This is a genomic window from Xanthomonas sp. fls2-241-TYG-148 (assembly GCF_030208815.1).
Lineage (GTDB): Bacteria > Pseudomonadota > Gammaproteobacteria > Xanthomonadales > Xanthomonadaceae > Xanthomonas > Xanthomonas campestris.
In genome coordinates this window covers 107,101-121,397 of the sequence record NZ_JARVTE010000003.1, presented here as the reverse complement: position 1 = coordinate 121,397, position 14,297 = coordinate 107,101, and the positions used below count along the sequence as shown (strand labels likewise).

Below are 14,297 nucleotides of genomic sequence, written 5' to 3'. Positions count from 1 at the left end.
CGTTACGGTTGAGCGCCAGCCAGCGCATCGCCGGCATGCGTGGGGGCAGGGGAGGTGGTGTCGCGCAAGGCGGGAAAGAACGCGTCCGGGCCTTTGCGGATGGCTTTGAGCATCAGCTTGATCTCGATGATCAGCAGCACCGTGTACAGCGCCACGAAGCCGCCCAGCGAGAGCAGGATCTGATGCAGGGCAAGACCGGAGGCGGCATAGAACGTGGGCAGCACGCCTTCCACCGCCCACGGCTGGCGGCCGTACTCGGCCACGAACCAGCCGCATTCGATGGCGATCCACGGTGCCGGCAACGACCACAGCGCCACCGTCAGGAACCAGCGCTTGTCTTCGAAAGTGTGCTTGCACGAGAACCAGAACGCGGCGGCGAAGAAGACGATCAGATAGAAGCCCAGTGCCGCCATCACCCGGAACGTCCAGAACAGCGGCAAGACGCGCGGCACCGTGTCCATTGCGGCTTGTGCAATCTGTTCTGGCGTGGCGTTGCCGATGTCATCGCGATAGCGCTTGAGCAGCAGCCCGTGTCCCAGATCCTGCCAATGCGCATCGAACACCTTGCGTGCTTCAACGTCGTGCTTGTCGGCACGCAGGCGTTGCAATGCACCGTAGGCGATCTGCCCGCCGCGGATGCGGTGTTCGGCACGCTTGACCAGATCCAGGATGCCGGGGATCTGCTGGTCGAGCGAGCGCGTGGCCACAAGCCCCATCAGGTAGGGCAACTGGATCGCGTAATCGTTGCGGTGCGTGGTCTGGTTGGGAATGCCGAACGCGGTGAAGTTGGCCGGTGCGGCTTCGGTTTCCCACATCGCCTCGATTGCGGCCAGCTTCATCTTCTGGTGCTCGTTGGCGGCATAGCCGCTCTCATCGCCGAGCACCACCACCGATAACGCCGAGAACAGGCCGAACGCCGCAGCCACCGCGAATGAGCGCCGGGCCAGCTCGCGGTGCGTCCCGCGCAGCAGGAACAACGCACTGATCGACATCACGAACATCGCGCCGGTGACGTAGCCCGCGCTCACCGTGTGCACGAACTTGGCCTGCGCCACCGGGTTGAACAGCACCGCCATGAAGTCCACCACCTCCATGCGCATGGTGTCCGGGTTGAACACCGCACCGGTGGGGTTCTGCATCCAGCCGTTGGCGATCAGGATCCACAGCGCCGACAGGTTGGTGCCCAGCGCCATCAGCCAGGTCACCGTGAGGTGCTGCACGCGCGAGAGCCGGCTCCAGCCGAAAAAGAACAGGCCGATGAAGGTCGCCTCCAGGAAGAACGCCATCAGCCCTTCGATCGCCAGCGGCGCGCCGAAGATGTCGCCGACATAGTGGCTGTAGTACGACCAGTTCATCCCGAACTGGAACTCCATCACGATGCCGGTGCCGACACCCATGGCGAAATTGATGCCGAACAGCACGCCCCAGAACAGCGTCATGCGGCGCCAGACGTCCTTGCCGGTCATGACATAGACGCTCTCCATGATGGCAATCATGAAAGAGAGCCCCAGGGTCAGCGGGACGAAGAGAAAGTGGTACATCGCGGTCAGTGCGAACTGCAGCCGCGACAGTTCAACGACTGTCGAGTCGATCATGGCAGGGTGGACCTGGTTGAGTGTCAGTAGGAACACAGCGGATGATCTGCCCCTGCCGCGCCCGGCGCGTTGATCCAAATCAAGGCGGCCACCGATGGGTGCGTCAGACTGTCCAACCCGCAGCCGTGGGATGGCGACTTACAATTGCGATCCGCCGCGATGTCTTCCGAGAGCGATGTGAGCCAGCCCAGCGTGCCAGCCAGCGAAACGCCCGCGCAGCGCCGCCAGCGCGGCCAATGGCTGGACGCGCTGGCCGCACCGGCCACGCGCGCGCGCCGTCTGGCGGGCGTGGCGGTGACGATTTCGGGCGTGTTGTTGCTGCTGCAGTCCGCCGCCATCGCCTGGCTGATCCAGTCCGTGCTGGTGCAGCACCGCCCACTGGCGGAACTGGGCCATGTCGGCCTGGGCCTGCTGGGTGCGGTGATCGGTCGCGCGCTGTGTGGCGCATGGGCGCAATCGCTGGCCGGCGAGGTGGCCGATGTCGCCAAACACGCCTTGCGCCTGCGCATTGCACGGCGCCTGCTCGAACACGGCCCGGTGTGGTTGCGCCGCCAGCGCAGCGGTGAACTCGGTGAACTGAGCCTGGCGCATAGCGACGCGCTGGAAGGCTATTTCGTCGGTTACCAGCTGGCGCGCACCGAAATGCTGGTGGTGCCGGGGTTGATCCTGCTGGCGGTGTTCTCGGTGGATTGGGTGGTGGGCCTGGTGCTGTTGCTCACCGCGCCGCTGATCCCGTTTTTCATGATGCTGGTGGGGTGGGGCGCCGAAGCCGCCGGCCGCGAACAACTGGGCGAGCTGGCGCGCATGGGTGGGCACTTTGCCGACCGCCTCAAGGGCCTGGGTCTGCTGCGGGTGTACGGCCGTGGCGAGGCCGAATTGGGCGGCATTGCGGCAGCGGCCGACGGCGTGCGCGAGCGCTCGCTGAAAGTGCTGCGTATCGCGTTCCTGTCCTCCACCGTGCTGGAATTCTTCGCCTCGGTGAGCGTGGCGATCGTGGCGCTGTATTTCGGGCTGAGCTACCTGGGCATGCTGGATCTGCACGGGCTGCCGAGCCTGGGCACGGGCATGTTCTGCCTGCTGCTGGCGCCGGAATTCTTTGCGCCCCTGCGGCGGCTGGCCGCGCACTACCACGACCGCGCCAATGCGCTGGCCGCAGTGTCCGAAGCCGAGCGCCTGCTGCACGGCTTTGCACCGCCTGCGGTGGCGGTGCAGGTGCCGGCAGTACCGGCGCGGCCGCTGGAACCGGCACAGGCGCACGCGCCCTTGCTGCAGGCACGCGGGCTGGCAGTGCGCCCGCCTGGCTCGCCAGTGCAGGTCGTGCGCGATTTTTCGCTGGCGCTGGAGGCCGGCCAGCGTGTCGCGCTGATTGGCCCCAGCGGCAGCGGCAAGAGCACCCTGCTGGAAGGCCTGGCCGGCTGGCTGGAGTTGGAGGGCGGCAGCCTGGCGGTGCGGCCGGGCGTGCGCATTGGCTATGCACCGCAGCGGCCCTACCTGTTCCACGGCAGCATCGCCGACAACCTGCGCCTGGCCGATCCACAGGCCAACGACGCCCGCCTACGCGCAGTGGCAGACGCGGCGCAGGTGCTGCGGTTTGCCACGCATCTGCCGGACGGGCTGGACACGGTGATCGGCGAGCGCGGCTTCGGGTTATCCGGCGGCGAAGCCCGGCGCGTCGCATTGGCACGGCTACTGTTGCGGGAGCCCGATGTGCTGTTGCTGGACGAGCCCACGGCCTTTCTCGATCCCGACACCGAGGCCGACCTGCTGCGCAGCCTTGCGCTGTTCGCGCGTGGACGCGCCGTGGTGCTGGCCACGCACAGCGCCGCGGTCATGCAGTGGGCCGACACGGTGATCGATCTGCGCGTTGCGCGCGTTGCGATGGAACAGCCATGAAGCACCCGGCACCCGATCGCCTGCGCGATGTGTTTACCCGCCACCTGTGGCGGTTGCTGGTGTCGGCCGTGCTGGTGCTGGTCACCGCGCTGGCAGGTGTTGGTTTGCTCAGTTTGTCTGGCGGGTTTCTCACCGCCGCGGCCCTGGCCGGTGTTGCCGGGATGGGCTCGGGCTTCAATTTCTTCTCGCCTTCCGCCGGGATCCGGGCGTTGACGTTTGCGCGGATCGTGTCGCGCTATGGCGAGAAACTCATCGGCCACGACGCCACCTTGCGCATCGCGCGCGATGCGCGGGTGTGGTTCTTCCGTCGCGCCTTGCCGCTCGCACCCGGACGCCTGTCGGCCACACGCACCGGTGACCTGCTGGCGCGGCTGATGTCCGATATCGGCGAGGTCGATGGCGTCAGCGTGCGTGCGCTGGCGCCGTTGTCTGCATTGCTGGGTGTGTGGTGCGCCGGCGTGGTGGCCGCCGCGGTGATCTACCCGTCGGCTGCAGGGCTGCTGGTGGTGCTGGGGCTGCTGATCGGCGTGCTGGTGCCGTGGCAGGTGGCACGTGGCGGCGCCGTGCGCGAGCAGCGCCGCACCCAGCAGCGCGCCGCCTTGCGCACGCAGGCGTTCGAGGGCCTGGAGGGTGCGGCGGATCTGGCCGCGGTGGAGGCACAAGGCACCTGGATCACCCGCATCGATACCGCCGCCACGGCCTTGGCGCAGGGTGACCGCAGCCAGCGGCGGCACCTGATCGGCGGCAATCTGCTGCATGCGCTCTGCGGCGGTATCGGCTTGGCGGGCATGCTGTGGCTGGCGCTGGATGCGGCCGAGCGCGACCTGATCGACGCCGCGATGGCAGCCGGCCTGGTGTTCCTGACCATGGCCTTGCTGGAGGTGTGGGCCGGCGCCGGCCTGGCGTTGCAGGCGCTGCAGAGTGCGCGCGTGGCCGGGCAGCGCCTGCAGGCGATCGTGGACCAGGCGCCTTCGGTGCAGGACCCGCCGCAGCCAGTCGCGGTGCCGCCCAGCGGGGTGCTGGAACTGCGCCAGGTGCGCTTTGCCTGGCCAGGGGCCGCGCGGCCGGTGCTGCAGGCGGTGGACCTGCGGCTGGGCCCGGGCGAGCGCATCGCCATCAGCGGCGATAGCGGCAGCGGCAAGAGCACGCTCTCGGCCCTGCTGCTGCGGCTGTGGGACCCGCAAGACGGGCAGGTGGACTACGCCGGCATCGCGCTGCGTGCGTTCGCGCAGGCGCAGTGGCACCAACGCATCGCCTGGCTGCCGCAGAACGCGCCGGTGTTTGCCGGCACCGTGCGCGAGAACCTGGCCATCGGCGATGCTGCTGCCAGCGATGCCGCGCTATGGGCCGTGCTCGATCAGGTGCGCCTGCGCGACTGGGCCACCGCCCAGAACGGCCTGGAGACCTGGGTGGGCGAAAACGGCGCCACGCTTTCGGCTGGCCAGGCCCGGCGGCTCGCTTTGGCACGCGCGCTGTTGCGCGATGCGCAGATCCTGCTGCTGGACGAACCCACCGACGGCCTGGACGTGGATACCGCACATGCGCTGTTGATTGACCTGGCCGCCGCACTCGGCCAGCGCAGCCTGGTGATGATCACCCACGACAGCGTGCCCGACGGCGTGGTGCAGCGGCGCTACCGAATGCGGGACGGGGTGCTGGAAGCGCTGCCCTGAGCGAGACGCACCTGTCCCGGTGCGTCTCGCAGTCACGGTGCCGTGCTCAGTCCAGCACCGCCCGGAGCGTGGCCATCAGCCCCGGCTGCAGCCAGGCCCACAGCAACAGGCCGACATTCAACCCGGCGGTGATCCAGAACGTCAGCTGGAACGCGGCCTTGCTGCATTTATGGCGAAACCATTCCTGCGCCAGCAACGCGCCGGGCCAACCGCCCAGCACGCCGATCAGGTGCAAGGTGGCTTCCGGCGTCCGCCATTGGTTGCGTTGCGCCGCAGACTTGTCGACGGCGTAGGCAAGCACGGCCACCCCACTGGCGGCCACATACCAGAGCAGCACCAGCAACGGCAGCCGCTGCAGCACGACGGCGGCGACGATCGCGCCCATGAACATCACCGCAATGAACTTGCGCGGCAAGCCGCTGCCGCGTTGCCGGATCCTGGCCTGGGTGCTGCGGTCTGCCCAGCGCACCTGCGTGGCCTTCAGCCGTGCGTGTGCATCGCGCTGCACCGCGTAGGTGAGCACATCGCCATTGCAGGGCCGCCGCCGCTGCGGCCCAAATGCGCCGATATGCACGAAGGCACGCTCGCCACCGCCATGCGGCACGACGAACCCGAAGCCCTTGTGGTCATCCCAATCGCTCAGACGCCCCTGATAACGCATCGATCCCCCACCCTGAGCGGCTCAGCAGTCTGCAAGAAAGGCCCGCACTGCCGGGCCGAAGCGGGCGAAATCCACCAGGAAGGCGTCGTGGCCCTGCGGGGAATCCAAGCCCAGGAACTGGGCATCGGCACCGCCGGCACGCAGGCCTTCGGCAATCTGTTCCTGCTGCTGCACAGGGAACAGGATGTCGGTGTTGGCGCCGATCGCCAGTGCGCGCGCGATGCGGATCTGCGCCAGCCCTGCCAGCACGCCGGATTCTGGCGCTGCGGCGTCGGCGCGTGTGTCCGGTGCGTATTCGGCCAGATCGAACCAATCCATCGAGCGGCTTAGATACAAATAGCAGTTGGGGTCGAAGAAGCGCACGAAGCGGCGTGCATGGCCTTCGAGATAGCTTTCGACCTGGAATTCGAGCCCGAATGGATCGTCGGCGGTCTGTTCGGAATCCAGCCGCACACGGCCGAAACGGCCATCCCATTCCAGCGCCGAGCGATAGGTGATCACGCCCAGCTTGCGCGCCATGCGCATGCCCGATTCCGGGTACTGCACATCGTCGTAGTGGCCGCCGTTCCAGTGCGGATCCAAGCGAATGGCTTCGCGCTGCAGCGAGCGGATGGCGATCGAAAACGGCAACGCCTGCGCGCTGCCGGAGATATTGATGTGGCTGCGCGCGATACCGGGGTGGCGCAGCAGTAACGCCAACGCGGTCATGCCGCCCATCGAGTTGCCGATCAGGCAGGCCAGCTGCGCGATGCCCAGCGCACGCACCACATCGGCTGCGGCATCGGCGACATCTTCGATGGACAATTCGGGGAATGAAAGCCGGTAGGGAGCGCCGGTGGCCGGGTCGATCGAAGCCGGGCCGGTGGAGCCCTTGCAACTGCCCAACGAGTTGACGCACACCACGAACCAGCGCTCGGTGTCGATCGGCTTGCCCGGGCCCACCATCGCTTCCCACCAACCGGGCTCGGGGTTGCCGGCATTGGCCGCGGCGTGGGCGTTGGGCGACAGGCCAGTGACGATCAACACGGCATTGCCGTGGTCCGCGTCCAGCGTGCCCCAGGTTTCATAAGCCACCCTGGCCTGATGCAGCACACCGCCGCGTTTCATCGGCAACGGCGAGGGCAGGGCGTGGAAGCGGGTACCGGTGGGAATGAATTCGGTCATCGCGTGATTCTATCCGGCATGGCGGGGGCCGGCGTGCGCACGGTTGGCACGCGCTGTCGCGGTGTGAGGGCGTGGGCAGTGCGCCGCGTTGGAGGTGCCTGTTTCCGGCGATGTGATCGCTTTAGAGCGGCTAACAAAACGTAGCGAGCAGTGGTCAGGTGGTTGCTGATGGCGCGGAGGAACCGGAGTGTACGTGGGTACATGAGGATTCCGAGCACCGGCCGCGCCCGCCTGGCGGCTGCGCAGTCGTTTTGATAGCTGCTCTGAATGCCGAAGTGTTTCCGCGCGCGCCCGGAGTGCTATGCGCTTACAAGCGCGCAGCACTCAGCGGCCGATGACCAGCTCCACCTGCGCATCGGTGGGCAACTGCACCGTCACCGGCGTGCTTTCCACGTCATCGCTCTGGCGCATCGCATTGCCGCTGCGCGAGAGCCGGGCCACCAGTTGCACCTTGTCCAGCGACGACAGCGTGCGCGTGGGCATCGGGCTGTCGCCATCATCCAGGGTGACGGTCAACGGCAGCGCGCTGAGCGGGTGTTTTTCCACCGCTACCGGCATCGGGGTGTCGGCGGAGCGTGCAATCACGAACACACTGGTGTCGGCGGGCAAGCCGGCACGCTTGGCGAACTCGGCGTCCAGCACCACTCGCACGCGAATGGCCTTGCCTGTGCCGGCCGTGGCAGTTGCCGGTGCGGTGGCCTGGATCGGCTCCAGCTTGGCCTCGCGGCGCGCGGCATTGATCTGTTCCAGCAGCCCGGGGCGGGTCTTGGGGTCTACCACCTCCAGCAGCGGTAGCCAGGTAGCGCTGGCCGCGGCGGGCTGCCCGGCCTGGCGTTGCACCACGCCCAGGAACCAACGCGCACGCTCGTGTTCGGGCTGCACCGCAAGCGCATGTTCGAGCAGGCGTTGCGCCTCGTGATCCGGCTGCGGCGTGTCGTCGGCGAGCATGCGCGTCTGCGCGGCGGCCACCAATACATCCGGCTCGTCCGGGCGCAGCGCCACGGCACGGGCAAATGCATCGCGCGCTTCGGCGAACTTCTCCTGGCTGGACAGCGACCGCCCCAGCAGCACCCAGCCTTCGGCCTGGTCTGGGTTGCGCGCCAGGGCAGTGCGCAGTTGCACGATGGCCTCGTCCAATGTGCGTGGCGTGGCCGGGCGGTCGGCGGTCTGTTCGATCGCCGCCGGCGTGCCAACCAGCCAGTAAAGCGCGGCGCTGGCCGCCAGCAGCAACACCACCAGCGCGCCGGCCAAGCCGCGCGCCTCACGCCACAGTGGGCGTAGCACCAGGCCGAAAGCCAATACCGCCAGCACCACGATGCACGCGACAAAGATCGCCATTACCACTCCTGCTCGTCGACGCTGGTGGTGGGCGCTGCCGCACTGCGCCGCCGCACCACCAGCGCCACCGCCGTGCCGCCGAGCAGCAGCACCAGCAACGGGCCGAACCACAGCAGCCAGGTGCGCGATTCGACCTGCGGCCGGTACAGCACGAACTCACCGTAACGGGCTACCAGAAACTGGCGGATCTGCGCGTCGCTGCGGCCTTCGTGCATCAGCGCCAGCACTTCGCGGCGCAGGTCCTGTGCAATTTGCGCGTTGGAATCGGCCAGCGACTGGTTCTGGCATTGCACGCAACGCAGCTCGGCGGTGAGCGCATGAAAGCGTGCTTCCTCGGCGGCCGAGCGGTACTGCAGCGGCGAGTGGTCGCCCATTGGCTGGGCCAATGCCAGCCAGGGCCACAGCAACAACGCGAGTAGCCAGGTGCGTGTCATCGGGCGGTGTGCAGGTCCGGCGCGGCGCTGGGCGAGCGCTCGATCTTGCTCAGCGCCGGAATCAGCTGCGTGTCAATGATGGACTGGGTCAGCATGCCGCTGTATTTCCAGCGCACCACGCCGCGGCCGTCGACCAGGAAGGTTTCCGGTGCGGCGGCAATGCCGAAGTCGATCGCGGTGCGGCCATCGGTGTCGGCGACCACCAGCAGATACGGGTTGCCCAGTTGTTCGAGCCAGCGCAAGGCATCGGCGCGCTCGTCCTTCCAGTTGTAGCCGATCACGCGCACGCGCTTGGTCAGTGCGAAGCGGCTCAGCACCGGATGTTCTTCGCGGCAGGCCGGGCACCAGCTGCCCCACACGTTGATGATGTAGGGCGCGCCGCGCAGTTCGCGCGCATGCACGATGATGCTAGGGTCGTGCAGCAAGGGCAGCGCGAACTCCGGCGCCGGCTTGCCGATCAGTGCCGACGGCAGGGCGTCGCGGTCGTCATTGCCCGAACGCACCACGGCGTAGACCAGCAACGCCGCCAGCGCGAGCAGCAGGATGCCCGCTCCCACAAGCACGGCGGTGGGCAGGCGGGAGGTGCGGGGGTCAGACATTTAGGGACTCCGGAGAACGACGGAAACGCCGGTCGGCCGCGGTGATCAGGCCGCCGAGCGCCATCAGCAGCGCTCCCAGCCAGATCCAGCGGACAAACGGTTTGAGATGCACGCGCACCGCCCAGGCCTGATTGCCCAACGGTTCGCCCAGGGCGACGTAGAGATCGCCAAACGGGCCCGGGCGGATCGCCGCCTCGGTCAGGGTTTGGCCGCCACTGGCGTAGCGGCGTTTTTCGGCATGCAGCGTGCCCACTGCCGCGTCGTCCTTGAACACCTGCAAGGTAGCGCGGTCGGAGACGTAGTTCGGCCCGCGGACTTCTTCCAGCCCGTCGAAATGCAGCGCGTAGCTGCCGATCTCCATCTGCTGGCCGGGTGCCAGCGCGACTTCGCGCTGCAGGCTGAGCGATTCCACCAGCAAGGCGCCGGCCAGGAACACCGCCACGCCCGTATGCGCCAGCGCCATGCCGAGCATCTCGGCGGTGAACTTGCGCCCCTTGGCAGCGCGGCGCGTCCACAAAAAGCGCAGCGTACCCAGCACCACCCAGGCCGCCCCCGCCACGCCGAGTGCCGCTTTCAGCTGGCCCTGCGGTGCGGCGAACCAGGCCAGCACCCCGAGCACGGCGGCCAGCGCGGCCCAGGGTGCGAGCATCGCCAGCGGACGCGAGGGTTGTTCGCGCTGCCAGCGGGTCAGCGGCCCGAACGGCAGCAGCGCCACCAGCGGCGCCATCAGCACCAGGAACAACGTGCCGAAGTAGGGCGGGCCAACCGACAGTTTGCCCAGCCCCAGCGCATCGGCCAGCAGCGGGTACAGCGTGCCCAGCAGCACCATGGCGCAGGCGCAGGCCAGCAGCAGGTTGTTCAACAGCAGCAGCGTTTCGCGTGAGCTGCCGGCAAAGGCCCGGCGCGGGTCATCGCCCTGCGACAACTGCGGCGCGCGCAGCACATACAGCAGCAACGAGCCGCCGACCACGCTCAGCAGGAACACCAGGATGAACACGCCGCGCGAGGGATCGGCCGCAAACGAATGCACGCTGGTCAGCACACCCGAACGCACCAGGAAGGTCCCCAGCAGCGACAGTGCGAAGGCGGCGATCGCCAGCAGCAGCGTCCAGCTGGCGAAGCTGCCGCGCTTTTCGGTGACCGCCTGCGAGTGCAGCAGCGCAGTGCCGACCAGCCAGGGCATGAAGCTGGCGTTTTCCACCGGGTCCCAGAACCACCAACCACCCCAGCCCAGTTCGTAGTACGCCCACCAGCTGCCCAGCGCGATGCCCACGGTAAGCATCGACCAGGCGATGTTGGTCCATGGCCGCGTCCAGCGCAGCCAGCGCGCGTCCATGCGGCCTTCCAGCAGCGCGGCAATGGCGAACGCGAACGGCACCGCAAAGCCCACATACCCGCAATAGAGCATCGGCGGATGGATGATCAGGCCTGGGTCCTGCAGCAGCGGATTGAGGTCGGCGCCTTCCAGCGGCACCGGCATCAACCGCGCGAACGGATTGGAGGTGAACAACAGGAACGCCAGGAAGCCGATGCTCACCAGCGCCATCACGCCCAGCACGCGTGCGATCACCTGGGCGGGCAACTGCCGCGACCAGATCGCCACCGCGCCCGTCCACAGCGCCAGCACCAGAGTCCACAGCAGCAACGAGCCTTCATGCGCGCCCCAGACCGCCGAATAGCGATAGATCAACGGCAGCAACGAGTTGGAGTTCTCGGCCACGTAGCGCACCGAAAAATCCTGCACCAGGAAGGCGTGCGTCAATACCGCGAATGCCGCAGCGATCAGCGCCAGCTGCACCAATGCGGCGGGGCGGGCAACCGCCATCCAGGCACTTCGCCCGCGCTGTGCGCCTGCCAGCGGCACGACGGCCTGCACCAGCGCCACCAGCAGCGCCAGCACCAGCAGGAAGCTACCGAGTTCAGGCAGCATCGGCCTGCCTGTCATTCTTACAACGTCGGATGGCCGGCGATACCGCGCGCCTGCGTGGCAGCGTATGGCCGTCAGTCGCGGTGCCGTCGATCTGTGCGTCGCGGTCTACCAGGGAGGTCGCCGTCACTGGGTCACCTTGACTGGCGCAACCTGGTGCTTGCGATGCGCACTGCCCATCTTGTCGGCGACTTCCTTGGGCATGTAGGTTTCATCATGCTTGGCCAGCACGTCCTCGGCCACGAACACACCTTGCTGCATGCGGCCGGTGGCCACCACCGCCTGGCCCTCGCGGAACAGATCGGGAAGGATGCGGTCATAGCGCACCGGCAATTGCGCGTCGCCGTCGGTGACGCGGAAGTGCGCTTCCAGCGAGCCGGCTTCGCGCCGGAACGAGCCTTTTTCCACCATGCCACCCAGCCGGAAACGCGCATGCTCCCCGGCTTCGCCGCGCAGCACCTCGGCCGGCGTGTACAGATAGGCCACGTTGCGCTGCAGGGCCATGGCCACCAGCGTGGTCGCCAGGCCACCGGCCAGCACCAGCGCCAGTACCAGCCACAGACGGCGGCGACGTTGCGGGTTCATCGGGTCAGCTCCACATCGGTGGGCAGGGTGCGTTTGCGCTCGCGCAGGCGCCGCGCCTGCGCCACTTTCAAGGCTTTGCGCACCTGCCAGCGGCCGGCGATCAAATCCCACAGCAGCACCAGCGCGAACACCGCGTAGGCCGCAATCACATAGGGCAGATAATTCATGCCGTGCCCTCCGCATCGCGCACGATCCACGCCTTGCCGGCTTCGCGGCGCAGGTTGTCGGCACGCGCCCGCGTGAGCAGCGAGCCGGCAAACCAGAACTTGGTGCCGATCACCATCAGCCACAGCGGCAGCAGCATGCTGGCATCGATACTGGACGGGCCCAGCAGACGGATGCTCTGGCCCTGGTGCAGCGAATTCCACCACACCACCGAATAGCGGATCACCGGCAGCAACGCGACGCCGACGATTGCCAGCAGGCTTGCGGCCCGCGCGGCCTGACGGCGGTCGTCGATGGCGTGATACAGCCCGATCACGCCCAGGTACAGAAACAGCAGGATCAATTCGGTGGTCAGGCGCGGGTCCCAGTCCCACCAGGCGCCCCACATCGGCTTGCCCCAGATGCTGCCGGTGAGCAGGGTGATCACGGTAAAGGCGGCGCCGATCGGCGCGCAGGCCATGGCCAGGATCTCGCACACCTTGATGCGCCAGATCAGCGCGATGGCCGCGTACAACGCCATCAGCCCGAACACGAACAGGCTCATCCATGCGCTGGGCACGTGGATATACAGGATGCGGAAGCTGTCGCCCTGCTGGTAGTCGGCGGGTACCGCGAACAATGCCTGCCAGATACCGATGCCCAGCAATACCGCCGCCAGCGCATAGCACCACGGCGCCCAGCGCGCGGTAAAACGGTCGAAGATCGGCGGGGAAGCAACGTGGTGGAACCAGCGGGCGACGACGTTCATGCGATGGCGATGGCTCTCGGTATGACAATTGCTCGCGGAGCGGAGTGTCGCATCAACGCCGCATCGACTGCATTGGTCAGCTCAGTGAAATACGGATCGCGGCTGCCGCAGCCAGCGGTGCCAAAACCACGCCGATCACCAGGCCGGCCCCCAACAACAACAACGCACCCACCGCATCCTGGCCTTGTCCGCTGGCCGCCACACTACCCGCACCGAACACCAGCACCGGCACATACAGCGGCAACGCCAGCAGCGCCACGAGAATACCAGAGCGTTTCATGGTGACTGTCAGCGCTGCAACCACGGCGCCGAGCAGGCTCAGAAGCGGTGTTCCCAATGCTAACGATGCCAGCAGCACGGGCAGTTGGTCATGTGGCAGGTGCAGCAATTCGCCCAGCAACGGGGTCACCGCGATCAGCGGCAGCGCGCTGGTGGCCCAGTGCAGCAGCACGCGCACCGCAATCAACCAGGCCAGCGGCACCGGCGCGAGCAGCCATTGCTCCATGGAGCCGTCTTCGACATCGCTGCGGAACAGCGCATCCAACGACAACAGCCCGGCCAGCAGCACCGACAGCCACAGCACCGCCGGCGCGGCCTGGGCCAGCAGGTCCGGGCGCCCGCCCAGGCCCAGCGCGAACAGCACCACGATCAGCAGCGCAAACAGCGCCGGTTGCAGCGCATCGCTGCGGCGGCGCCACAGCAGTTGCAGGTCGCGGCGCACCAGCGCCCGCCCGGCCTGCCACAGCGAAGGTTGCGGCGAATGCGTGCTCATGCGGCGGCCTCCAGGGTCAGCATGCGCGTGCGCACCGGCGGCGCGGCATAGGCGCCGTGCGTGGTGACCAGGGCCGCGCCACCGCCACGCAGATGCGCGGAGATCATTCGGTTGACCAGGGTGATGCCTTCCAGATCCAGGTTGGCATAGGGTTCGTCCAGCAACCACAGCGGGGCCGGCGAGAGCCACAGCCGGGCCAGCGCCAGCCGCTTGCGCTGGCCAGCCGAGAGCTGCCGCACCAGCGCATCCTCGTAGCCGGCCAGGCCCACGATGGCCAGTGCACTGCCAGGCATCTGCTTGGCTCGCCGGCCGTGCAGGCCGCACAGGAAATGCAGGTTTTCCAGCGTGCTGAGGTCGGCCTTGAGGCCGGGCAGATGCCCGAGGTAGGCCATGAAGCGGCTGCGGTCGCCACGGCGAGCGGTCTTGCCGTCGATCAGGATCTCGCCGCGCTCCACGTGCAGCAGCCCGGCCAGCACGCGCAGCAGCGTGGTCTTGCCGGCGCCGTTGTCGCCTTGCACCAGCAAGGCCTCGCCGGCATCGACATGGAAGTCCAGCGGGCCGAACACCGGCTCCTCGTTGCGGCTGAAGGCCAGCGCGCGCGCAGCCAGCAACGGCGGCGCAGTGTGGAGCGGATCGATCATCGGCGCAGCGGGCTCCCGTCGCAGGACGGCATGGGAAGGGCGGGACAGGGCGCGCATTGTAGCGGCGATGCGTACGGCCCGGGGCCGCGCATGCGGTGTGAT

14 protein-coding genes and 1 other RNA gene are annotated in these 14,297 nt (G+C 67.8%); 2 read left to right on the top strand and 13 right to left on the bottom strand.

Annotation, left to right across the window (positions count from 1 at the left end):
• Window positions 1-2: 2 nt before the first annotated feature.
• Window positions 3-1,595, bottom strand: coding sequence for a cytochrome ubiquinol oxidase subunit I (locus QRM60_RS05845; RefSeq protein WP_221291060.1), 1,593 nt, complete (start codon window positions 1,593-1,595; stop codon window positions 3-5).
• A gap of 159 nt (window positions 1,596-1,754) precedes the next feature.
• On the opposite strand from QRM60_RS05845, the gene cydD reads away from it, so the two are divergent.
• Together cydD and cydC are read left to right on the top strand one after the other, a co-directional pair.
• On the top strand, window positions 1,755-3,488 hold the full coding sequence (gene cydD / locus QRM60_RS05840) for a thiol reductant ABC exporter subunit CydD (protein ID WP_115557399.1): 1,734 nt from the start codon (window positions 1,755-1,757) through the stop codon (window positions 3,486-3,488).
• A complete protein-coding gene (cydC, locus tag QRM60_RS05835; protein ID WP_115556177.1) occupies window positions 3,485-5,161 on the top strand; it encodes a thiol reductant ABC exporter subunit CydC in 1,677 nt (558 codons plus the stop codon). Before cydD ends, cydC begins: the two co-directional genes overlap by 4 nt.
• A gap of 46 nt (window positions 5,162-5,207) precedes the next feature.
• On the opposite strand, the gene QRM60_RS05830 is transcribed toward cydC, so the two are convergent.
• The 12 genes from QRM60_RS05830 to ccmA form a co-directional block, all read right to left on the bottom strand.
• A complete protein-coding gene (locus QRM60_RS05830; RefSeq protein WP_115556176.1) occupies window positions 5,208-5,822 on the bottom strand; it encodes a cold shock and DUF1294 domain-containing protein in 615 nt (204 codons plus the stop codon).
• 21 nt (window positions 5,823-5,843) lie between these two features.
• Window positions 5,844-6,986, bottom strand: coding sequence for a homoserine O-acetyltransferase (locus tag QRM60_RS05825; RefSeq protein WP_115530549.1), 1,143 nt, complete (start codon window positions 6,984-6,986; stop codon window positions 5,844-5,846).
• A 128-nt stretch (window positions 6,987-7,114) separates the two neighbouring features.
• Window positions 7,115-7,189: non-coding RNA, sX9 sRNA (locus tag QRM60_RS05820), on the bottom strand.
• Window positions 7,190-7,310: 121 nt separating this feature from the next.
• On the bottom strand, window positions 7,311-8,324 hold the full coding sequence (locus tag QRM60_RS05815; protein WP_042599263.1) for a tetratricopeptide repeat protein: 1,014 nt from the start codon (window positions 8,322-8,324) through the stop codon (window positions 7,311-7,313).
• On the bottom strand, window positions 8,324-8,758 hold the full coding sequence (locus QRM60_RS05810) for a cytochrome c-type biogenesis protein (RefSeq protein WP_274390455.1): 435 nt from the start codon (window positions 8,756-8,758) through the stop codon (window positions 8,324-8,326). The genes QRM60_RS05815 and QRM60_RS05810 overlap by 1 nt, the downstream gene beginning before the upstream one ends.
• Complete coding sequence (locus QRM60_RS05805; RefSeq protein WP_014507915.1) at window positions 8,755-9,357, bottom strand: DsbE family thiol:disulfide interchange protein; 603 nt, start codon at window positions 9,355-9,357, stop codon at window positions 8,755-8,757. Before QRM60_RS05805 ends, QRM60_RS05810 begins: the two co-directional genes overlap by 4 nt.
• Window positions 9,350-11,287 carry a heme lyase CcmF/NrfE family subunit gene (locus QRM60_RS05800; protein WP_285445781.1) on the bottom strand — a complete coding sequence of 646 codons (1,938 nt, stop codon included), beginning with the start codon at window positions 11,285-11,287 and terminating at the stop codon, window positions 9,350-9,352. The genes QRM60_RS05805 and QRM60_RS05800 overlap by 8 nt, the downstream gene beginning before the upstream one ends.
• Before the next feature lie 123 nt (window positions 11,288-11,410).
• Window positions 11,411-11,869, bottom strand: coding sequence for a cytochrome c maturation protein CcmE (gene ccmE, locus QRM60_RS05795; protein WP_042599260.1), 459 nt, complete (start codon window positions 11,867-11,869; stop codon window positions 11,411-11,413).
• Window positions 11,866-12,036, bottom strand: a complete 171-nt coding sequence (locus QRM60_RS05790) for a heme exporter protein CcmD (RefSeq protein WP_011037367.1) — start codon at window positions 12,034-12,036, stop codon at window positions 11,866-11,868. The genes ccmE and QRM60_RS05790 overlap by 4 nt, the downstream gene beginning before the upstream one ends.
• On the bottom strand, window positions 12,033-12,782 hold the full coding sequence (locus QRM60_RS05785) for a heme ABC transporter permease (protein WP_011037366.1): 750 nt from the start codon (window positions 12,780-12,782) through the stop codon (window positions 12,033-12,035). Before QRM60_RS05785 ends, QRM60_RS05790 begins: the two co-directional genes overlap by 4 nt.
• 76 nt (window positions 12,783-12,858) lie before the next feature.
• On the bottom strand, window positions 12,859-13,554 hold the full coding sequence (gene ccmB / locus QRM60_RS05780; RefSeq protein WP_115556172.1) for a heme exporter protein CcmB: 696 nt from the start codon (window positions 13,552-13,554) through the stop codon (window positions 12,859-12,861).
• Window positions 13,551-14,195 (bottom strand): heme ABC exporter ATP-binding protein CcmA, encoded by a 645-nt coding sequence (gene ccmA, locus QRM60_RS05775; protein WP_011037364.1) that lies wholly within the window; start codon window positions 14,193-14,195, stop codon window positions 13,551-13,553. Before ccmA ends, ccmB begins: the two co-directional genes overlap by 4 nt.
• Window positions 14,196-14,297 lie beyond the last annotated feature (102 nt).